Source organism: Marinobacterium iners DSM 11526 (assembly GCF_900107855.1).
Taxonomy (GTDB): domain Bacteria; phylum Pseudomonadota; class Gammaproteobacteria; order Pseudomonadales; family Balneatricaceae; genus Marinobacterium; species Marinobacterium iners.
Genome location: NZ_FNRJ01000013.1, coordinates 1 through 20,291, shown reverse-complemented (window position 1 = coordinate 20,291; position 20,291 = coordinate 1). Strand labels below are relative to the sequence as shown.

General features: G+C 58.2%; 22 protein-coding genes and 1 tRNA gene. 15 read left to right on the top strand and 8 right to left on the bottom strand.

The genetic code is table 11. The features are described from left to right. The first annotated feature begins 5 nt into the window (after positions 1–5). The 4 genes from BLV48_RS13225 to BLV48_RS13210 are packed head-to-tail and all read left to right on the top strand — an operon-like array spanning position 6 to position 4,152. Positions 6–1,262: a high-affinity branched-chain amino acid ABC transporter permease LivM gene (locus tag BLV48_RS13225; RefSeq protein WP_091827272.1), complete on the top strand. Its 1,257-nt coding sequence runs from the start codon at positions 6–8 to the stop codon at positions 1,260–1,262. Further along, positions 1,259–2,023 (top strand): high-affinity branched-chain amino acid ABC transporter ATP-binding protein LivG, encoded by a 765-nt coding sequence (livG, locus tag BLV48_RS13220; RefSeq protein WP_091827271.1) that lies wholly within the window; start codon positions 1,259–1,261, stop codon positions 2,021–2,023. Before BLV48_RS13225 ends, livG begins: the two co-directional genes overlap by 4 nt. Continuing rightward, on the top strand, positions 2,023–2,724 hold the full coding sequence (locus tag BLV48_RS13215) for an ABC transporter ATP-binding protein (RefSeq protein WP_091827270.1): 702 nt from the start codon (positions 2,023–2,025) through the stop codon (positions 2,722–2,724). Before livG ends, BLV48_RS13215 begins: the two co-directional genes overlap by 1 nt. 12 nt (positions 2,725–2,736) lie before the next feature. Then, positions 2,737–4,152, top strand: a complete 1,416-nt coding sequence (locus BLV48_RS13210) for an MFS transporter (protein WP_091827269.1) — start codon at positions 2,737–2,739, stop codon at positions 4,150–4,152. On the opposite strand, the gene BLV48_RS13205 is transcribed toward BLV48_RS13210, so the two are convergent. Together BLV48_RS13205 and BLV48_RS13200 are read right to left on the bottom strand one after the other, a co-directional pair. Further along, positions 4,116–4,931: a metallophosphoesterase family protein gene (locus BLV48_RS13205; protein ID WP_217633019.1), complete on the bottom strand. Its 816-nt coding sequence runs from the start codon at positions 4,929–4,931 to the stop codon at positions 4,116–4,118. The two genes, BLV48_RS13210 and BLV48_RS13205, sit on opposite strands and share 37 nt — an antisense overlap. Beyond that, complete coding sequence (locus BLV48_RS13200; protein ID WP_091827267.1) at positions 4,931–5,851, bottom strand: diacylglycerol/lipid kinase family protein; 921 nt, start codon at positions 5,849–5,851, stop codon at positions 4,931–4,933. The genes BLV48_RS13205 and BLV48_RS13200 overlap by 1 nt, the downstream gene beginning before the upstream one ends. Before the next feature lie 378 nt (positions 5,852–6,229). On the opposite strand from BLV48_RS13200, the gene BLV48_RS13195 reads away from it, so the two are divergent. The 4 genes from BLV48_RS13195 to BLV48_RS13180 are packed head-to-tail and all read left to right on the top strand — an operon-like array spanning position 6,230 to position 9,296. Then, positions 6,230–7,117: a DMT family transporter gene (locus BLV48_RS13195; RefSeq protein WP_091827266.1), complete on the top strand. Its 888-nt coding sequence runs from the start codon at positions 6,230–6,232 to the stop codon at positions 7,115–7,117. Between the two features lie 11 nt (positions 7,118–7,128). Then, the gene (locus tag BLV48_RS13190) at positions 7,129–7,635 is read left to right on the top strand and encodes a SixA phosphatase family protein (protein WP_091827265.1); all 507 of its coding nucleotides are present in this window, start codon (positions 7,129–7,131) and stop codon (positions 7,633–7,635) included. A gap of 53 nt (positions 7,636–7,688) precedes the next feature. Then, positions 7,689–8,645: an AEC family transporter gene (locus tag BLV48_RS13185; protein WP_091827264.1), complete on the top strand. Its 957-nt coding sequence runs from the start codon at positions 7,689–7,691 to the stop codon at positions 8,643–8,645. A gap of 27 nt (positions 8,646–8,672) precedes the next feature. After that, complete coding sequence (locus BLV48_RS13180; protein WP_091827263.1) at positions 8,673–9,296, top strand: ankyrin repeat domain-containing protein; 624 nt, start codon at positions 8,673–8,675, stop codon at positions 9,294–9,296. A 4-nt stretch (positions 9,297–9,300) separates the two neighbouring features. Here BLV48_RS13180 and BLV48_RS13175 read toward each other — a convergent pair whose 3' ends face one another. The 5 genes from BLV48_RS13175 to hemA are packed head-to-tail and all read right to left on the bottom strand — an operon-like array spanning position 9,301 to position 13,717. After that, a complete protein-coding gene (locus tag BLV48_RS13175; RefSeq protein WP_091827262.1) occupies positions 9,301–9,723 on the bottom strand; it encodes a CoA-binding protein in 423 nt (140 codons plus the stop codon). Beyond that, the gene (gene moeB / locus BLV48_RS13170) at positions 9,713–10,477 is read right to left on the bottom strand and encodes a molybdopterin-synthase adenylyltransferase MoeB (RefSeq protein ID WP_091827261.1); all 765 of its coding nucleotides are present in this window, start codon (positions 10,475–10,477) and stop codon (positions 9,713–9,715) included. The genes BLV48_RS13175 and moeB overlap by 11 nt, the downstream gene beginning before the upstream one ends. Then, positions 10,467–11,339 carry a peptide chain release factor N(5)-glutamine methyltransferase gene (prmC, locus tag BLV48_RS13165; protein ID WP_091827260.1) on the bottom strand — a complete coding sequence of 291 codons (873 nt, stop codon included), beginning with the start codon at positions 11,337–11,339 and terminating at the stop codon, positions 10,467–10,469. The genes moeB and prmC overlap by 11 nt, the downstream gene beginning before the upstream one ends. Then, entirely contained in the window at positions 11,332–12,417 is a 1,086-nt protein-coding gene (prfA, locus tag BLV48_RS13160) for a peptide chain release factor 1 (protein ID WP_091827259.1), read from the bottom strand. Before prfA ends, prmC begins: the two co-directional genes overlap by 8 nt. A gap of 25 nt (positions 12,418–12,442) precedes the next feature. Then, positions 12,443–13,717: a glutamyl-tRNA reductase gene (gene hemA, locus BLV48_RS13155; protein WP_091827258.1), complete on the bottom strand. Its 1,275-nt coding sequence runs from the start codon at positions 13,715–13,717 to the stop codon at positions 12,443–12,445. A gap of 199 nt (positions 13,718–13,916) precedes the next feature. Here hemA and BLV48_RS13150 point away from each other — a divergent pair, with 199 nt between their 5' ends. From BLV48_RS13150 to ychF, 7 genes are all read left to right on the top strand, one after another. Beyond that, complete coding sequence (locus tag BLV48_RS13150) at positions 13,917–15,632, top strand: tetratricopeptide repeat protein (protein ID WP_139253924.1); 1,716 nt, start codon at positions 13,917–13,919, stop codon at positions 15,630–15,632. Further along, positions 15,629–16,204 carry a lipoprotein insertase outer membrane protein LolB gene (gene lolB, locus BLV48_RS13145; protein WP_091827256.1) on the top strand — a complete coding sequence of 192 codons (576 nt, stop codon included), beginning with the start codon at positions 15,629–15,631 and terminating at the stop codon, positions 16,202–16,204. Before BLV48_RS13150 ends, lolB begins: the two co-directional genes overlap by 4 nt. A 105-nt stretch (positions 16,205–16,309) precedes the next feature. Beyond that, positions 16,310–16,384, top strand: a tRNA-Gln gene (locus BLV48_RS13140). 63 nt (positions 16,385–16,447) lie between these two features. After that, positions 16,448–17,389: a ribose-phosphate pyrophosphokinase gene (locus BLV48_RS13135; protein WP_091827255.1), complete on the top strand. Its 942-nt coding sequence runs from the start codon at positions 16,448–16,450 to the stop codon at positions 17,387–17,389. A 121-nt stretch (positions 17,390–17,510) separates the two neighbouring features. Beyond that, entirely contained in the window at positions 17,511–18,101 is a 591-nt protein-coding gene (locus BLV48_RS13130; RefSeq protein WP_091827254.1) for a 50S ribosomal protein L25/general stress protein Ctc, read from the top strand. 22 nt (positions 18,102–18,123) lie between these two features. Beyond that, positions 18,124–18,711, top strand: a complete 588-nt coding sequence (gene pth / locus BLV48_RS13125) for an aminoacyl-tRNA hydrolase (RefSeq protein ID WP_091827253.1) — start codon at positions 18,124–18,126, stop codon at positions 18,709–18,711. Positions 18,712–18,731: 20 nt separating this feature from the next. Continuing rightward, positions 18,732–19,823, top strand: a complete 1,092-nt coding sequence (gene ychF / locus BLV48_RS13120) for a redox-regulated ATPase YchF (protein WP_091827252.1) — start codon at positions 18,732–18,734, stop codon at positions 19,821–19,823. 85 nt (positions 19,824–19,908) lie between these two features. Here the strand turns inward: ychF and BLV48_RS13115 are convergent. Next, on the bottom strand, positions 19,909–20,291 hold a 383-nt coding region (locus tag BLV48_RS13115), incomplete at its 5' end, for an autotransporter outer membrane beta-barrel domain-containing protein (protein ID WP_139253923.1).

Here is a 20,291-nt window from a genome sequence, read left to right as displayed (position 1 = left end):
CCAATATGCAGAGAGCACTTTTCCCGGCACTGTTTTCCGCGCTGGTCACCTTCCTGCTGACCTGTCTGGTGATCGGTGTCAAGCTGGAGCAGGACGGCCCTGAACTTACCGTAGTCAATGCCGATGCCGCCACCTGGGGCTGGATCGCGTTTGCGGTTGTGGCCGTCTTTCTGGTGCAGCTGTTTCATCAACCCCTGAGTGCCTTGAAACAGCGCCTGCCGACCCCGCACATCAGTGCGCTGCTGCCACGAGAGCAACTACGCAGTCGGCTCACCCCCTGGCTGATTGCACTGGTAGTTCTAGGCCTGTTCATCTGGCCTTTCATGGTGTCTCGCGGTTCGGTGGACCTGGCCACCCTGGCGCTGATCTATGTCATGCTGGGGCTTGGCCTCAATATTGTGGTGGGCTTCGCCGGGCTGCTGGATCTGGGGTATGTGGCCTTCTATGCCGTGGGCGCCTATACCTACGCATTGCTGTCGGAATATTACGGCCTTTCCTTCTGGGCCTGTTTGCCCATTGCCGGGCTGATGGCCGCCACGTTCGGGTGTATTCTGGGCTTTCCGGTACTGCGTCTGCGCGGGGATTATCTTGCCATTGTGACGCTGGGATTCGGTGAAATCATCCGTATTTTGCTGAACAACTGGACCGATGTCACCGGTGGCCCCAATGGCATCAGCGGCATCGAAAAACCTACCCTGTTCGGGCTGGAGTTCAGTCGCCGAGCCGCCGAAGGCAGCCAGACGTTCCATGAATTTTTCGGCATCGATTATGACAGCAGCCACCGAGTGGTTTTTCTGTACCTGGTTGCACTGCTGCTGGTGTTGTTCACCATCTATGTGATCAATCGGGTGCAGCGCATGCCGATCGGGCGCGCCTGGGAAGCGCTGCGCGAAGACGAAATAGCCTGTCGTTCGCTGGGCTTGAATCCGACCGTGATCAAGCTGTCGGCCTTCACCATGGGCGCCTCCTTTGCCGGCTTTGCGGGCTGCTTCTTTGCCGCTCGGCAGGGCTTTATCAGCCCCGAGTCATTCACTTTCATCGAATCAGCCATCATTCTGGCCATTGTCGTGCTGGGTGGAATGGGCTCCCAGTTGGGTGTCATTCTGGCCGCCATTGCCATGACCATTTTGCCGGAGCTGGCGCGTGAATTTCAGGAATACCGCATGTTGATGTTTGGTGGCGTGATGGTCCTGATGATGCTGTGGCGCCCGCAGGGCCTGTTGCCGATGAAACGCCCCCAGCTGGAGCTTAAAACCTCATGACCAATCTGCTGGAAGTCTCGGGCCTGATAATGCGTTTTGGCGGCCTGCTGGCGGTGGATAATGTCAGCCTTACCGTCAAGCCTCGTCAGGTACACTCAATCATCGGCCCCAACGGGGCCGGCAAAACCACTGTGTTCAACTGCATCAGTGGTTTCTACCGCCCCAGCGGCGGTCAGATCCTGTTTCGCGACCAGCCGATCGAACGGCTCACAGGTCATCGCATATCGCGGCTTGGCCTGGTCCGTACCTTTCAGCATGTGCGCCTGTTCAACAGCATGACGGTAATCGAAAATCTTCTGGTGGCCCAACATCGACACTTCAATACCAACTATTTTGCCGGGCTGCTCAATACGCCGCGTTACCGCAAGCGCCATACCGAGGCGATGGCGCAGGCCGTGTTCTGGCTTGAACAGGTAGGTTTGCTGGCATTTGCCAATCGCGAAGCCGGTTATCTCTCCTACGGACAGCAGCGCCGACTGGAGATTGCGCGTTGTATGGTCACCCGGCCCAGCCTGTTGATGCTGGATGAGCCGGCAGCAGGACTCAACCCGAAAGAAACCTCGGAGTTGGATCAACTGATCCTGCGACTTCGGGACGAACATGACATTTCGGTTCTATTGATCGAGCATGACATGGGACTTGTCATGGGGATCTCCGACCATATTACGGTGATCAATCAGGGCGCGCCTCTGGCCGACGGCACTCCACTTGAAGTGCGTGAAAATCCGGATGTAATTAAGGCCTATCTGGGAGAGAGCTGATGCTGAAACTGGATAAGGTCTGTACCTACTACGGCAAGATCCAGGCACTGCACGATGTCACGCTGGAAGTGAACCGTGGTGAAATCCTGACTCTGATCGGCGCCAACGGTGCCGGCAAAACAACCCTGATGATGACCATCTGTGGTGACCCCCGTGCCCAGAGCGGCCAGATCACTTTTGACGGTAAACCCATAGAGCAGCTCAAGACCTCCGACATCATGCGCAAGGGGCTGGCCGTGGTACCGGAAGGACGTCGCATTTTTCCGGGCATGACCGTGGAAGAGAACCTGTTTATGGGCAGTTTCTTTCGATCCCGTGGCGAAGCTCAGGCTCAGCTCGACCATGTTCTGGAGCTGTTCCCTCGTTTGAAGGAGCGTTTCAATCAGCGCGGTGGCACCATGTCCGGGGGGGAGCAGCAGATGCTGGCCATTGGCCGTGCATTGATGAGCAAGCCCCGCCTGCTGCTGCTTGATGAGCCTTCACTGGGTCTGGCGCCGCTGATTATTCAGCAAATTTTCGGCATCATCGAAAAACTCCGGGATGAGGGCGTCACCATTTTTCTGGTGGAGCAGAACGCTCATCAGGCGCTCAAGATTGCAGACCGGGGCTATGTACTGGAGAATGGGCGCATTGTGATGAACGGAACCGGTAACGCCCTGCTCAACGACGACAGCGTTCGCAAGGCTTATCTCGGCGGTTAACGGACAGGACTGATGCGCTTACTGATGATCTCGCTGCTGGCACTCTTCGCCAGCCTTACATTGCTGATTGTCGGCAATTCCTTCCTGATCACCCTGCTCGGGTTGCGTTTCAGTCTGCTCGGTATTGATGCTTCCACCATCGGTATGGTGATGGTGTGCTATTCAGCCGGGTTTGTGGTGGGTTCACTGTATGCGGACAGAATTGTACGCCGCGTGGGCCATATCCGTGCCTTTGCCGTATTTGCAGCCCTGGCTGCCATGGCGGCGCTGATCTATCCGCTGACCTACAATGTCTGGTATTGGGGCATTCTGCGCGGTATCGGCGGGCTCACCATCGCGGCGCTGTTTATCACCATAGAAAGCTGGTTCAGTGCGGTGGCCACCAACGCCAACCGCTCCAAAATCTTCTCTATGTACCAGATTGCGGCCTACTCGGCTGCCGCTGGCGGCCAACTGCTGATCGGCAACGGCAACCCGATCAACTATGCCCTTTTTACCCTGTCGGCACTGTTTATCATTGCCGGCATCATCCCGTTGTCACTATCCCGCATGCATTCCCCCGAGATCAGTGAAGCCACTCAGAAAATGTCGCTGTTACAACTGCTTCGGCTGGCACCACTGGGGGTTGTTGCCGCTTTTACTGGAGGCATTTTCCTCGGTTCCTTCTACTCACTGGTACCGCTGTTCGCCAGCCTGACAGGCCTTGAAAACAACCAGATATCAATCTACATGTTTGCCTCCATTCTCGCGGCCATGCTCTGTGCCTGGCCCATTGGCTGGATCTGTGACCGGGTGCAGCGCAGCTATGTGCTGCTGGTGATCTGCGTGCTGGCAGGCCTCGCCAGCGCCGCCAACGCGCTCACCGTCAATGACCCCTTCACTTGGCGCCTGATCGCACTCTGCGTGCTGATGGGGCTGGCCTCTACGGTGTACTCAATCGCCGTGGCGATCACCAATGATATGATGGACAGCTCCCAGATTATTGCCGCCAGCTCAGGCCTGTTGCTCAGTTATGGCCTTGGCAGTGTACTGGGACCGCTGGTCAGCTCAGCGCTGATGGAACGGTTTGGCCCCGAGGCCCTGTTCCATACGCTCGCCGTTGCCCTGGTCAGCATGGCAGTGTTTACCCTTTATCGGCAGTATCGTGTACCGCCCATGCCGGTAGATGCACAGGAACACTTCATTCCAGCCATCCCGGATGTACATGTCATTCCCGAGATCGACCCGCGTAATGAAGAGTTCGTGGACACACCGATCGAAGAGCTGTTCCGGGAGGAACCGACATCGCCTGAAGTCGAAAGCGGTGACGAAGGCGAACTCATGGCCAAGCCTGAGCCACCTGTGGCGGAAAGTGAAAGCACAGATTCCACAGAAGCAGAGAGGCCTCACCCTCAGACCGATGAGGACTCACCCCGCAACGGCAACTGAAAGGCTTCGGCGCAGCCGAACCCGTTACTGCTGGATGAACTGTAATCCCAACGTTCCAGTTGCAGCTGTCGGCGCAGAGATTGCCACTCAATCAGGTTGAACGAGTTTGGCTTGCCGTCACGGACCCGCCGCGAAATTGCAGTCCCGGCCTGAGCGGTCCAGCACTCTGAGTGAACCCCGGGGTAACGCCGTTCAAGGGGAGCACAAAAGGGATAGTGGATATGGCCGCCCAGATACAGCACCATCCCGGCGTCACTCCACTGCCGTACCGCTGCTTCCGCACCCTCAGCGACATTGCGTTCATCACTTTCCAGTACGCGGTCAACGGGATGGTGCCCCATCACGATTTTAAGTGATGCCGAGCTGCGCCTCAGCCGTTGTTCCACATGCGCAACCATTTCCGGCTGGAAGCAACCGTCCACGTGTCGGTCAGGTCGAGTCGTATTGACCCCAATGACCAGCAGATCTGCATCTGTATACTCAGGCGCCAGATTGGGACCAAAGCTTGATCGAAAGTGGGCATAAGGGGCCCAGAATCGCTGCCAGAGATTAAACAGTGGAATATCATGATTGCCCGGGACCGCCAATACAGGCGCAGCCGGCAACTGCGCCAGAAAAGACTCGCATCGTCGAAACTGCCCCCGCCGCGCCCGCTGCGTGATATCGCCACTGAGCAGCACAAGATCAGGCTGCAGGTTGCATATAGTGGCGGTCAGTGCCTCGATTACCTCAGGCCGCTCAGTACCAAAATGCAGATCCGACAGTTGAATCAGCCGCATCACCTGCCTCCTGTGGGCACCAGACACCGGTAGGCATCATGTCGGGTTTCCAATACCAGCGGAGAACGACAGCGGTGCAGCTCACCATCCACCGCGACGGTCAGTCTGCGCCTTCGGGTCGAGACCCGCAGGCATTCGGTCAGGAAACAGTCGAGTTCTTCCAGTCGCTTAAGCTCACCTCTAAGACTTGCCCACAGGTATCGGCACAGGGCCAGCGGACTGTCCGAGCGCATGACAAACACGAGCATCTTGCCATATTTCAGAGCCTCTACCTCCGGCAGGTCAAAGCTCTCAAGCTGAGTCGGGCTGACACTGGCCAGTAACATGGGCGCGGTCTCGACATGTTGCTTTCCGTCATGCTCAAGGCTGAGCCTTCGCCCCCGTGCGCGCGTCAGGAACACCCAGATTCCACTCAGCAATGAGACCAGACGATTGCGGCCGGTCACCGCACTGACCTGCTCTCGCGCCGCAATGATTCGAGGGTAGACGCCGATGCTGGCACTGACGCAGAAAGGGATGTCATTGATAAAGGACAGCGGACAATGCTGCTCCCGCCCATGCAGCAGAACATCGAGTGCGGCCTCGGTATCGACCGGGATGTTTCGGTCACGCGCAAAGAAATTGAATGTCCCGCAGGGAATCACGCCGAGCGTCACATCACTGCCTGCCAATGCAGAGACTGCTGCATTGAGTGTTCCATCGCCACCGGCAACAACCAATATGGCCCCCGTTTCAATACAACCCCGGACCTGCTGTTGCAGTTGCGGCAGCAGCGCCGTCTTGGGCCTCAGCCGTTGCAGGGACTGAAGGCAGTTTTCGGGAATCCGGCGCCGAATCAGCTGCTCCAGATCAGCGTCAGCCTGGTCACCCGCCCGGGTATTGATACAGATCCGAAACTGACGCCTGGCATCTCCACTCATCAACAACTCCTGGTACTCAAGGACCGTCCTGCACCCTGAAGCTCTGGATGTCAGGCGCTGTTGGCACCAGCTTAACTGAATGCCTGTCGTTACGACCAGTCTCCGCGAAGGTTTAGCCGCGACGGTTTAGCCCTGCCGGCTTGACCACTTACATACAATGGTGGATGATAAATGGCTATCAGCGAGGACCCTCTCATGCAGCCTGTCTGTTGCGCACCCACCATCATGCGACGCGTCGAAACCTTTGGTATCTCGCCAAAGGTGCGATACCGTGCTGTGCTGCCGAGCCCTGATCTTTCCTGATCCCATTGAACCAAGGCCGCAGCTGTTTCTGCGGCCTCTGTCGCTGAAACCGCGGTCTAATGACACGGAGCGGTTATGTCATCGGTCCCCATTGCCTATCTAGCCGTGGTCCTGATCTGGTCCACGACACCACTGACCATTGCCTGGAGCAGTGAAAGCGTTGACCCGGTCATGGCCGGCTGGGTCAGAATGTTGATTGCCTCTTTGCTCGGACTGGGTTTGCTGCGACTGTTGCGAATTCCACTGCCGTTGCACCGCGAGGCACAGACTACTTATGCCTGCGCCTCTCTTGGCGTATTCGGAGCCATGTGCTGCACCTATATCGCGTCACGCTACGTGCCTTCCGGGCTGATTTCGATCATGTTCGGCCTGGCACCGATTCTGTCAGCCATTCTCGGACAGTGGATACTTAAGGAGCCTGCTTTGCGGGCGTATCGCTGGATCGCCTGTGCACTCGCCTTTGCCGGGCTGGGTGTGATCTTTACCAATGAGTTGGCACTGGGAGGGGACAGCCTGCCGGGCCTTCTGCTGCTGTTTCTGGCCGTCTTGCTGTTCAGCCTGAGCGCAGTGCTGGTCAAGCGCACCGGCACCCAGACTCACCCCCTGGCGCATACCGTAGGCGCCTTGCTCTGGTCACTGCCCGGTTTTGGCCTGACCTGGTGGCTGCTCGGCGGTGAGCCGCTGGTGATAGATCCGGACAGTCGTTCGTTCTGGGCTATCCTGTATCTGGCAGTTTTCGGCTCACTGGTCGGCTTTGTCAGCTACTTCCATGTCTTGCGCCATTTGCCGCCCAGCACGGTGGCGCTGGTCACGCTGATCACCCCAATCTTCGCCCTGCTGCTTGGACACCTGCTGAATGACGAGCCCCTGACCGCAAGCCTGTGGCAAGGCTGTCTGCTCGTGGTTGCCGGGCTGGCTCTGTTCTTTTGGGGCCACCGATTACCATTGCGCCGGCCTGCCTGAGGAGACTCTTGATGAAAATCCTGACGCTGATTCGTCATGCAAAATCCAGCTGGGCCGACCCTGCCCTGGCCGATTTCGAGCGCCCACTGAACCATCGGGGACAGCGCGACCTGCCGGGGCTGGTGCAGCGCATGCAGCGGCAGGGCCCCAGACCCGACCAGCTGCACTACAGTCCAGCCTTGCGGACGCGCCTGACGGCAGAGCCATTGAAGGACGCCTTCAACCTGCACGATGATGAAGCCCTGTGCAGTCCGACTCTGTATGAAGCCGATGCATCCGCCCTGTTGGACGTGCTGCGAAGACTGCCGAACTCCGTCAACCACACCATGCTGGTGGGACACAACCCTGGACTGCTGGAGCTGGTACAACAACTCTGCCCCGAGGCACCCGAACGCCTGCCGACCGGGACCATCATTCAGCTGCAGTTGATGATCAGCCACTGGTCCGCACTGCAGTGCGGGTGTGCCCGTAAGCTCTGGCTCGACTATCCAAAGCTGCACCGTTCCGCCAGAAAATAATGCCCTGATCCGCTAAAATCAGCCCCTTTGATACATTCAGATGGAGAGTGGTTTTGAACCTCTACCTCGAAACACTGGGTTATACCGCCAATATTGTTGCACCGATCTTCTTCATCCTGTTTCTGGGCTACCTCCTGCGTCGCCTACAACTGATTGATGATGCTTTCGTTGCTACCGGCTCCAAACTGGTATTCGTGATTACCCTGCCCGCACTGGTATTTATGTCCATTGCACGCATGGACTTCCATGCCGTATTCAATCCACAACAGCTGGGCTATGTACTGGTCACCATTCTGCTCTCTTTTGGCCTGATCTGGTGGCTGGCTGCACGCTGTATCAAGGCGCCCGAAGATCTGGGCGTATTCATTCAGGGCTCCTTTCGCAGCAACTACGGCATCATCGGCCTTGCCGTCAGCTTCAACCTGTTTGGTCAGGATGGACTGGCTCAGGCTTCGCTGCTGCTGGCGCTGGTAATCCCACTGTTCAATGTGCTCTCCATCATTTGCCTGAGCATTCCCATGCAACGCAGCGAAGCGATGCGCCTGAGCGATACCCTGCTGGAGATTCTGAAAAACCCGTTGATTCTGGCTGTGCTACTGGCCCTTCCGGTATCCTGGTTTGGATTGCAGCTGCCCGAGGTTGTGGCCCGAACCGGCAACTACTTTGCCAACCTGACCCTGCCTCTGGCCCTGCTCACCATTGGCGCTTCACTCAACCTGAAAAGTCTGCACGACACCTCATCGCAGGCATTCTGGGCAACCGCACTGAAGCTGGTTATCCTGCCGCTGGTGCTGACACTGGGAGCCTGGCTGTACGGCTTTGAGGGGCAAGAGCTGGCAATCATGATGGTGCTGTTTGGCTGCCCCACCGCTGCCGCCAGTTTTGTCATGGCCCGCGCGATGGGCGGCAATGCTCAGCTGGCCGCCAATATCGTACTGACAACCACACTGGGGTCGGTGCTGACACTCAGCGGAGGAATCTATCTGCTGCGCCTGCTGGGCGTGATCTGAGGCGGACACAAAGGGGTAAAAGTGGATATGCTGAAATCACTGTTTACATCTCACTATGACAAGCTCGCCGCCGCCATAGTGAAGGGCGATGAAGAGCGCACTGTCAGACTGCTAGGCAAGCTCTCGGCAGACGCGCTGCAGCAAGTTGATAACGATGGCCGACCGCTGCTGGAACTGGCCATACGGTCACGCCAGCCGCGCATTCTGCAGCTGCTGCTTCAGCGTACTCCCGCACCGCTACCAAAGGCATCCTGCGGCACACCATTAACCGTATTGGCACTGCGGCAGACTGAAACCAGTCTTCACCTGCTGTCGGCACTGCTCAGAGCCGGAGCCGACAGCAATCTTATCCATACCGGTCGCCCCCTGCTGCATCACTGTATCGAGTATTGTCGAGAAACTGAGCTGATGCTGCACCTGAGCCGGCTGCTGGAGCACGGTGCTGACATCAACCAGCCTGACGATACCGGCACCACATTGTTACTTCGGCTGCTGCCCACAGGCAACCTGCCATTACTGCAGTTTCTGCTGCAATCCGGTGCCAAGTGCGAACCTCAATGGCTGGAAAGCATGGAAGACCCGGCGCTGCTCTCTCAGCTGCGCCGGACTCTGGATGACATCAAGATTCGGAACATGATGCTGGGCCGCTAAGGCCTCAGGCGGCGGGGGCTACCACCCCCAAACGAGGAATCTCGATTGCAGGGCAGCGGTCCATGATCACCTCAAGCCCCGCTGTTTCGGCACGTTCAGCCGCATCTTCGTTGATCACACCCAGCTGCATCCAGACCGCTGGGGCACCAATCTCGATCGCCTCGTCCACAACGTAACCGGCATCCACCGAGTTGCGGAAAATATCGACCAGATCCACCTTGCCCTCAATCTCAGAGAGTTTCGACACAACCTTCTGCCCCATCAGTTCCTGTCCAGCCAGCGCCGGGTTGACCGGAATCACCTCATAGCCACTGGCCAGCAGATAGGACATTACCTGGTAACTGGCACGGTGGGATTTGGCACTGGCACCCACCAGCGCAATACGATGGCTGCGTTCGAGCAGTGTTTTAATCTTGTTATCCTGCATCACGCGTTTTCCTTTTACAGACTGGACATTCAGGGTCAGGACGCAGCCTGAGGCTGCGCCATTGCATACGTTTTCCATCCAACAGCAGTAACCTGCCGGTCAGAGGCTCACCAATACCGGCCAGCAGTTTGAGCGCTTCCATCGCCTGCATGCTGCCGATCACGCCCACCAGCGGAGGAAACACGCCAGACTCGCTGCAGGTCAGTGACGCTTCATCACCCTCTTCATACAGGCAGCGATAGCAGGGCGACTCGGCATCACGCGGATCATAGGCACTGATCTGGCCATCAAAGCGGATTGCAGCACCGGACACCAGCGGCACGCCGGCGGCAAAGCAGGCACTGTTAAGCGCAAAACGGGTGGCAAAGTTATCGCTGCAGTCCAGTACCAGATCCACTTCACGCACCTGACGCTCCAGCGCTTCACCTTGCAACCGCTGATCCACTGTCGTAATTCGGACAGACGGATTGATCGCTTTCAGGCTGGCCTCGGCCGAGCTGACCTTGGCTTCACCGCAGGCCGCTTCGGCATGAATAATCTGACGCTGCAGGTTGGTCAAATCTACTCGATCATCATCCACCAGCACCAGTTCACCCACACCCGCCGCGGCCAGATAGGCAGCCGCCGGGCCACCCAGCCCTCCGAGACCCACGATCAGAATGCGCGCGGCCTGCCAGGCATCCTGGCCGGCAATATCCACCTCCGGCAGCATGATACTGCGACTGTAACGCAGCAGCTGATCATCACTGAGCATTGTCACCTCGCAGGACTGTATCACCGGGCCAGCAGCCACCACTGACACGATCATTGCCACCGTAGTCGCGGGCACTGAACACCTGTGCATACCCCAGCTGCTGCAGCAACCGGCGTACGGCCTGCGCCTGATCGTAGCCATGTTCCAGCAACAACCACCCTTGCGGGCTCAGGTACTGGCGGACAGCTGTCGCGATCTGTTCGATATCGGCCATTCCCTTGCGTTCGGCAGTCAGGGCGCTCAAAGGTTCAAAGCGTACGTCACCCTGTTGCAGATGCGGATCATCCGGATCGATATAGGGTGGATTACTGACGATCATGTCAAACCTGCCGTCCAGCGGTTCGCACCAGCTGCCCTGGCGAACCTCAACATTAGCCAGTTCATATTCGGCCGCATTGATCTGGGCCAGCTTAACGGCATCCGGCTGCAGGTCGGTGGCCACCAGCTGCCATTCGGGTCGCTCACTGGCCAGCGCCAGTGCCAGTGCACCGGTTCCCGTACCCAGGTCTGCAACCCGGGCAGGGCCGGTGTCCAGCCGCAGCAGCGCCTGTTCTACAAGTACTTCGGTATCCGGGCGTGGAATAAGGGTGGCAGGACTGACCCGCAGACGCAGGGTCCAGAAGTCACGGTAGCCCAGCAGATGCGCCACCGGCTCACCGGCCCTGCGCCGCTCAAGCAGTGCCAGAAAGGCCTGTTGCTGATCAGAAGTGAGGCTTTTTTCCGGCCAGGTAAACAGCCAGCTGTGCGGTTGTTGCAACACATCGCACAGCAGCAATTCGACATCCAGGCGTGCACTGTCGCTGACCGCTTCAAGATCGGCCGCACGTGCCAGCGCAGCCGCAACTGTCAGGCATTTATTCACCGGACAAGGCACCCAACTGCTCAGCCTGATACTCGTTGCGCAGCGGCTGGATTACCTGATCCAGGTCTCCAGCCATCACTTCATTCAGGCGGTAGATCGTCAGATTGATACGGTGGTCGGTGAGACGTCCCTGCGGAAAATTGTAGGTACGGATACGTTCGGAGCGATCCCCCGAACCGACCAGACTCTTTCGGGTGCTGGCCTGTGCCGCCTGTTGCTTGTCCAGTTCCGCCTGCTTCAGGCGTGATGCCAGCAGCCCCATCGCCTTGGCGCGGTTCTTGTGCTGTGAGCGCTCCTCCTGACACTCCACCACAAGCCCGGTGGGCAGATGGGTAATGCGGATTGCGGAGTCGGTTTTGTTGATATGCTGGCCGCCAGCACCCGAGGCACGGAAGGTATCCACACGCAAATCGGCCTTGTTTATCTCGATCTCGGCGGATTCGTCCAGCTCCGGTATGATCGCAACGGTACAGGCCGAGGTGTGGATGCGCCCCTGCGATTCGGTCTCGGGGACACGCTGCACGCGGTGGGCACCAGACTCAAACTTCAGCTGAGCATAGACATCCTGACCGACCACTCGGCTGATGATCTCCTTGTAACCGCCGTGCTCACCCTCGTTGGCACTGATTACCTCGACCCGCCATCCCTGACGCTCGGCGTAACGGGAGTACATGCGAAACAGATCGCCGGAAAAAATTGCGGCTTCATCACCGCCGGTACCAGCACGAACTTCCAGGAAGACGTTGCGGTGATCATCGGGATCCTTCGGCAGCAGCAGAATCTGCAGCTCGGCTTCCAGCTGTTCGATACGCTCGCGGGCCGACTCGATCTCTTCACGCGCCATCTCACGCATCTCAGCATCGTCTTCCTGCAGCATCTGTTCGGCGGAGGACTGGTCCTCTACCGCCTGCTGCCAGCGTGAAAAACTCTGGGCCACCGGCTCCAGCTCGGAATATTCGCGGGAGTAGTCTCGGAAACGGGCCTGATCGGCGATCACTTCAGCATCGCTGAGCAGCGCAGCCAGTTCCTCAAAACGCTCGCAAAGGGACTCAAGCCGGTATTGTATGGAGGCTTTCATCGTGACGCAGACTCCTGTTGCTGTCTCATGAACCGCTGTGGTCGGGGGGTGTAAGCTGATACAGTTCCTGTACCAGTTGCAGCAGCTCTTCACGCCCTTCGGCGGACGCCTGGCGCAGCTGAACGGTCGGTTGATGCAGCAGTTTATTAGTCAGTCCGTGGGCGAAACGCTGCAGCACGTCTTCAGCCGGTTTGCCATTGGCCAACATGCGCATGGCTTTTTCCAGCTCCTGTGCTGCCGTTTCATGAGCACTCTGTCGCAGCAGGGTGAGGGTATCAACCGCATCCAGCTCACGCAGCCGACGCATGTACTCCAGGGTGCCGGCTTCAATGATACCTTCGGCATCACGGGCCGCACTCTGACGCTCACGCTGGTTTTCCTCAATCACTTCCTTGAGGTCATCAACGGTATAGAGGTAGACATCGTCCAGCTCACCCACCTGAGGCTCGATGTCACGCGGCACCGCAATATCCACCATAAAGATCGGCCGGTGCTTGCGCTTTTTCAGCGCCGCTTCCACTGCCCCCTTGCCCAAAATCGGCAACTGGCTGGCAGTGGAGGCGATCAGAATATCGGTCTGGGGCAGCTCGTCGGGGATCTGTCCCAGCTCGATGGCACGCCCGTTGAACTCCTCGGCAACGGCCAGCGCGCGTGCAAGTGTGCGGTTTGCCACCGTAATCTGCTGCACGCCGGCACGCTTGAGATGGCGTGCAACCAATTCGATGGTCTCACCGGCTCCGATCAGCAAGGCCCGGCTTTTGCCCAGATCGGCAAAAATGTGTTGCGCCAGGCTAACGGCCGCATAGGCCACCGAAACCGGGTTTTGGCCGATGGCGGTCTGAGTACGCACATTTTTGGCCACCGAAAATGTGCTGCGGAACAGCCGCCCCAATTCAACGCTGACCAGCCCCTCCGCCTGAGACACCGAGAACGCAGACTTGAGCTGTCCCAGTATCTGCGGTTCGCCCAGCACCAGCGAGTCCAGCCCGCAGGCCACGCGCATCATGTGGCGTACCGCTGCATCGTCCCAATAGGCGTAAGAACAGCGCTGCAGCTCCTCTACGTCAAGGTCGTGATAACGCCCCAGCCATTCCAGCAGAGCACGGCTACCCTCCAGCTCGGTAGTAGAGCAGTAGAGTTCGGTCCGGTTACAGGTGGACAGAATCGCCACTTCGGAAAGCCGAGCATGCAGCCGCGCCTCATGCAACGCCTGAGCCAGTTTTTCCGGTGCGAACGCCACCCGCTCGCGTACTTCGACCGGTGCCGTTTTGTGATTGATACCTAACGCCAGCAGAGCCATAGAAGGTTCGTATCACCCCATTACAGACAAGCGCGTAATCATACACCTTTGCCGCGTCCGGATTAACCCACCCGTGGCAGTTCTGCGTACAGAGCAGGACAACCCGCCGTCGGACAGCTGCAGATGGCATGACAGCCCCGACTCAATTGCTCTATAGTGAGATTTCCAACCCACCAGGATCGGAAACGTGCATCAGTTTATGAACAAACCTCTGCTGATCAGCCTGATCACCAGCCTGCTGATCACCGGCTGCAGCCAAATGGACAGGACGCCCTCTTCCGCCAATGCGGATACTCTTGAGCTGGCGCCAACCACCACCTATATCAAGGGCGAGCTCAACGCCGACAGCCTGTACCAGCTGTTAAGTGCCGAGCTGGCCGGCAAGCAGGGCCGCTTTGACCTTGCTCTTGAGCACTACCTGAACCAGACGCGGCTGACCCGAGACCCTGCGGTAGCCGAGCGCGCCACGCGTATTGCCCAGTTTCTGCGCCGCACGGATGCCGTCATGGAGACCAGCCGGCTGTGGAGTGAAATCGAGCCTGGCAACATTGAGCCACTGCACATCCGGGCCAACATCCTGCTGCATGAGCGCCAATTTGAGTTAGCCCTTCCCCTGCTCGAACAGGTATTGGAGCAGGGTGGTGACGAGGCACTGACCCTGATCGCAGCTCAGAGCGAAGAAATGCCGGCCGAAGTTGCCGAGCACTACTATGACTTGCTGACTCGACTCAACCGACAGCAGCCAGAGCAGCTCGACTATCTGCTGACTCGGGTACTGCTTCTGCGCCAGCTGGATAGAACCACAGCAGCTGCCGAGCTACTGGACGCCGGTCTGCGCGTGGAGCCCGACCAGGCTGAACTGGTACTGCAACGTGCCGAGATCTATCGCCAACAAGGGCAGCCGGCCCAGGGGCTCAAACTGGTCCAGCGCGCCCTGCGCCAGGAACCAGAACATACACGTCTGGCCGCCTCACGCGCCCAGTTGCTGCTGCTGTCTGGCCAAACTGAAATGGCCTGGGAAGCGATCCAGCAACTGCTGCAACAGCAGGAAGACAATCAGCAGCTGCGCTATTATTTCGCTCTTTTGTTGCTTGAGAACAACCGGCCCGAACAAAGCCGTCGACTGCTGCAACAGCTGCTGGACCAACAGCCTGACAACTCGGCACCACATTTCTATCTTGGGGTCATTGCTCAGCAGCAGGAGCAGCGAGAGCTGGCTTTGGAACATTTCCTTCAAGTCGACCAGGGCCCCAACCTGATTCAGGCCTACGCCCGCGCCCTGAGCCTGTTTGAAAGCGCCGATGATCAGGCCAGAGTCACCGCACTGATCGCAACAGGTCGAGAAAGTCATCCGGATCAGCGGGAAGATCTGATCATCCTGCAAGTCGAGTGGCTCGACCGGGTTGGCCTGCGCCCCGAGGCACTGGCCATTCTGAACCAGTCGCTGGAGCAGTCTCCCGACAGCGTTAACCTGCTGTACACCCGTTCCATGCTGACCGACCCCGAACAGTCACAACAAATGATCAGTGACCTTCGCCGTGCACTGGTCCTGTCTCCGGACAACCCGATGCTGCAGAATGCCCTCGGCTACACGCTGACACTCTACACAGACGAACTGGAAGAGGCGCACGCCCTGATCAGCCGCGCACTTGCACAGCAACCGGAAGATGCCGCCATACTGGACTCAATGGGCTGGGTTCTGCACAGGCTGGGGCGCAATGAAGAAGCGCTCCACTTTCTGCAACAGGCCCATTCCCGCTACCCCGAACCAGAAGTAACGGCTCATTTGGTGCAAGTGCTATGGGAGTTGGACCAACAACAGCGAGCAACCGAACTGCTGCTGCAGGCACTGGAACAACAGCCAAATGACTCACACCTGCTGGAAGCCGCCGATATGATCGGAGTCACGCCATGAGGCCCCTTTTACCACTGCTGCTGGTATTGCTCCTGGGTGGCTGCAGTCAGTTGCAAACCCGTGAGCCGACAATGCCCACAGATCCACGTCCGGTACTGCAGCTTGAGAGCTGGTCACTGGAGGGACGCATCGGCATTCGCCATGATGGCGAAATCAACAGTGCCAATCTGAGCTGGAAGCAGCAGCCGGCTGCCTATCAGATAGCCCTGACCGGCCCGCTTGGCCAGGGGGGGCTGCGCATCGAGGGTCGAGACAACAGTGTCAGTCTGCAGCAGTCAGGATCTGACGAAATCCACCGGGCAACAACGCCCGAGGCCCTGATGCAGCAACTGCTGGGCTGGCACCTGCCCCTGTCCCATGCACGCTACTGGGTACGAGGCGTACCCGACCCCAGCCTGCACTGGCAGGCGTTGATGAACGAGCAGGGTTTCAGCCAGGCTGGCTGGAAGGTTGAATATGACCGTTACACTCGCGCCGGCACACTGGTGCTGCCGGAGAAGATACGCCTGACCCGCCCGGATCTGCGCATTACACTGGTTGTTAACCACTGGACGACCGACCTGCAGCCTTGAGCCGATCGAATTTGGCAACAAATTTGCCACAGGGGTTGATTTCGACAGGCTCTTTGTTGAGAATATGCGCCTTCTTGGAGCGTGGTCCACACCACAGGAGACGACAGGGGTATCGCCAAGCGGTAAGGCACTGGATTCTGATTCCAGCATGCGGAGGTTCGAATCCTCCTACCCCTGCCAAACACCATGACAGACTTCCTCTCTACTACATCTAACTCCGACGCAATCGAGAAGGTAATCGCCGTGTCTAAAATGATGGTCTTCACCGGCAATGCAAACCCGGAGCTGGCACAAAAAGTTGTCGAACGCCTGGACATTCCCATGGGCAAGGCACAGGTTGGCCGCTTCAGTGACGGCGAAGTAAGCGTCGAGATCCAGGAAAATGTTCGTGGCAAGGATGTATTCATCATCCAGTCAACCTGCGCGCCCACCAATGACAACCTGATGGAGCTGATTGTATTCGCTGACGCAATGCGTCGCGCCTCGGCCACCCGCATCACGGCTGTTATCCCCTACTTCGGCTACGCCCGCCAGGATCGTCGTCCGCGTTCAGCGCGTGTACCAATTAGCGCCAAGGTCGTGGCCAGCATGATTGCCAACGTGGGCATCGACCGCGTACTGACGGTTGATCTGCACGCTGACCAGATTCAGGGCTTCTTCGACATTCCTGTAGACAACGTTTACGGCTCCCCGGTATTGCTCGATGACATCGTGGATCAGCAGTACGATGATATCATCGTGGTGTCCCCGGATGTGGGCGGCGTTGTCCGTGCCCGTGCCGTTGCCAAACAGCTTGACTGCGACCTGGCGATCATCGACAAGCGTCGTGAGCGTGCCAACGAATCCCAGGTGATGAACATTATCGGTGATGTGTCCGGTCGTACCTGCATTCTGGTCGATGACATGTGTGATACCGCCGGCACCCTGTGCAAGGCTGCCAAGGCACTGAAAGACAAGGGCGCCGCCCGCGTCGTCTCCTACGTGACCCATCCGGTTCTGTCCGGCCCGGCAATCAACAACATTATCGGCTCTCAGCTGGATGAACTGGTCGTTTCCGACACTATCCCGCTGTCCGAGCAGGCGCAGAAGTGTGACAAGATTCGTCAGCTTTCACTGTCCCCTCTGCTGGCAGAAGCGGTACGCCGCGTCTGCAATGAAGAATCCATCAGTGCCATGTTCCGCTAACCGGAACGGGTACTGAACCACGGGCACGTCCCGTGACTTGAAGGTCCACCATGGACCGCCCACATGCTGCATGCTTCTGGTCGCGGGGGTGTGCAGCTTTAATATATAAGGTATATAAAACATGGCTAAATTTACTGTAAACGCTGTTGCCCGTGACGATCAGGGGAAAGGTGCGAGCCGCCGCCTGCGTCGTGAAGGTCTGGTACCGGGCATCATCTACGGCTCTTCCGAGCCCAAGGCGATCTCTGTGATCGGCAAAGACCTGTACCGCATGCTGCTGGAAGACGGTTTCTACTCGTCCATCCTGACCCTGAACCTCGACGGTCAGGACCAGCCGGTTATCATCAAGGATCTGCAGCGCCACCCGTCCAAGCCGGTTGTACTGCACGCTGACTTCCAGCGCATCGATGACAGCCAGAAGATCAAGCTGCAGGTTCCGCTGGCCTTCGTGAACTTCGAAAAGTCTGCTGCCGCCAAGGCCGCAGCCAAGTTCGCTCAGGAAGCTGCCACCGTTGAAATTTCCTGCCTGCCGAAAGACCTGCCGGAAGCTCTGGAAGTGGAACTGGGCCAGATCGAAATGGGCCAGACCGCTCACCTGTCCGACATTTCACTGCCGGAAGGCGTTGAAATCGTCGCCCTGCGTCGCGGTGAAGACCACGACCAGAGCGTTGGCTACTGCTACGCACCGCGTGGTGCTCGCGCCGCCAAGTAAGTTCTGACAGACAGGCAAAGGCATGAATGACCGGATTCAACTGATCGTCGGTCTCGGCAACCCCGGGACAGAGTACAGCCAGACCCGTCACAATGCCGGCGCCGAGCTGGTGGAGCAGCTTGCTGCCCACCAGCACATCTCCTTGCAATCGGAGAAGAAATTCTTCGGCCTCTATGGCAAGGTGCTGATCAACCACCAACTGGTCCATCTGCTGATTCCCACAACCTACATGAATCGCAGCGGACAGTCCGTGGCAGCCCTGGCCAACTTCTACAAGATTCCTACCAGCGACATACTGGTCGTGCACGATGAGCTGGACATCCAGCCCGGCACCGCTCGCCTGAAACAGGGCGGCGGACACGGCGGACACAACGGCCTGCGCGACATTATCAGTAAGCTGGGGAACGACCGTAATTTCTATCGTCTGCGCCTTGGCATCGGCCATCCGGGCAGCGCTGCCCAGGTTTCCGGCTTTGTACTGAGCAAAGCACCGGTGGCTGAACGCGACAAGACACAGGCTGCCATTGATGAAGCGCTGCGTGCGCTGCCCCTTGCCGTCAGCGGTGACTGGGCACGTGCCATGAACCAGCTGCACAGTTTCAACGGCTAACCTCAATACAGGATCTGATCATGGGTTTCAAATGCGGTATTGTCGGACTTCCCAATGTCGGCAAGTCCACGCTCTTCAATGCCCTGACCAAAGCGGGCATCGACGCCGAGAACTTTCCTTTCTGTACCATTGAGCCGAATGCCGGCGTTGTTCCCATGCCGGACCCACGCCTCAATGCACTGGCCGAAATCGTCAAACCCGAACGCGTCCTCCCGACCACCATGGAGTTTGTGGATATCGCCGGCCTGGTTGCAGGCGCCTCCAAGGGCGAAGGTCTGGGCAACAAGTTCCTGGCCAACATCCGCGAAACCGATGCCATCGCGCATGTAGTGCGCTGCTTCGAAGATGACAACGTTATCCACGTTTCCAACCGTATTCATCCGCTGGAAGATATTGAAACCATCAATATGGAGCTGGCTCTGTCGGATCTGGATTCCTGCGAAAAGCAGCTTCTGCGTGTTCAGCGCAACGCCAAGGGCGGTGACAAGGACGCGATTGCAGCCAAGGCACTGCTGGAAAAAATGATCCCGCACCTGGCGGAAGGTCTGCCTGTACGAGGACTTGAGCTAAGCGATGACGAGCGCAAGCTGGCCCGCAGTTTCCACCTGCTGACCACCAAGCCAACCATGTACATCGCCAACGTGTCCGAAGATGGCTTCGAAAACAACCCCTACCTGGATCAAGTGAAGGAACTGGCCGCCTCCGAAGGCGCCGAGGTAGTTGCCATCTGCAACAAGCTGGAGTCTGAAATTGCCGAGCTGGAAGACGAGGAAAAAATCGAATTCCTGCAGGAGATGGGTATGGACGAGCCCGGCCTTGACCGCGTCATCCGCGCCGGTTACAGCCTGCTGGGCCTGCAAACCTATTTCACCGCCGGTGTAAAGGAAGTCCGCGCCTGGACCGTCAAGATCGGTGCTACCGCGCCTCAGGCGGCTGGTGTGATCCATACTGACTTCGAAAAGGGTTTCATCCGTGCTGAAGTGATCAGCTACGACGACTTCATCGCCTACAAGGGTGAACAGGGCGCCAAGGACGCCGGCCGCTGGCGCCTGGAAGGCAAGGAGTACATCGTCAAAGACGGTGATGTGGTTCACTTCCGCTTCAACGTATAAGTCCATCGCCTGACACCGACACCGGTGCCAGGCCCCGTCATGGCAGGCGATATCGCCCTTCGCCTGCCATGACCATGCGTCTGGACTAGAAACGCACACTCATCTGAATATATCCCTCCTGCACATCACTCTCATCCGAGTGCTCACCTCTGTAACCAAAGCTGATATCGGTATTTTTCGATACCGGGACAACCAGGCCCGCGTCCAGCACAACCGTATTTTCGGCAATCGGCGCGCCCTTGATCGTGAAACGGCTGTCGCCCCCCAGGAAGCGGTGCTCACTGACCGTGTCAATATCCTCAACAGCATGGCGCCAGCTGATAGAGCCCTGTACACGCACCGGCAAGGGGTCCGCGCCCAGTTCTGCACCACCACGTACACCAACATTGGCAAAACCGGTATTCGACTCCGTGCGTTCCACCGCCAGAGCCGCCGAGCCACCTGATTCCTTAAACGCATCATTACGCT